This window comes from Alkalibacterium sp. m-11, assembly GCF_054658155.1.
Map to the genome: position 1 here is coordinate 1 of NZ_BAAGIR010000359.1, position 497 is coordinate 497.

Here is a 497-nt window from a genome sequence, read left to right on the forward strand (position 1 = left end):
TATAAAAACAAGCAATTAGCCCTTATTCTTGCCCAACTAGGCATTGACTTAATCCATGCACGTGTACGTTCAGGTGCATCAAAAGCAAAAATCGAACGGACCTTTCGTACCTTAAAGGATGACTGGATGCCGGCCATCGACTATAAAGAATTTGAGTCCCTGACCGCTTTCAACGACTCCCTCACTGACTATATCAGGCAGAAGAACATAAAAGACCACCGGTCTTTAGGCCAGAGTCCCTGGCAGCGGTTTAGAGAAGACCAGATGCATATTCGTCGAAAGAGTGAAGAAGCCATCGAGCAGGCTTTCTTGCATACGAAGGAATACAGGGTGGATAAAACCGGGATTGTCAAACTGAAGGGAAAAGAAATCGAAGTCGGTTATGCGTACATTGGTCAGCGAGTGACCCTCAAATACACGGCAGATCTGAGCCGCTTTTACCTCTATGAAAAAGATCAGCTTCACCCGGTTGAACCGGTCGATAAAATCAGCAACAG

The 497-nt window shown here is 45.9% G+C and carries 1 protein-coding gene; it reads left to right on the plus strand.

Annotated elements, in window-relative coordinates:
• The coding region (locus tag ACYQ2O_RS12805; RefSeq protein WP_459796786.1) for a hypothetical protein at positions 1-497 on the plus strand (497 nt) is incomplete at both ends.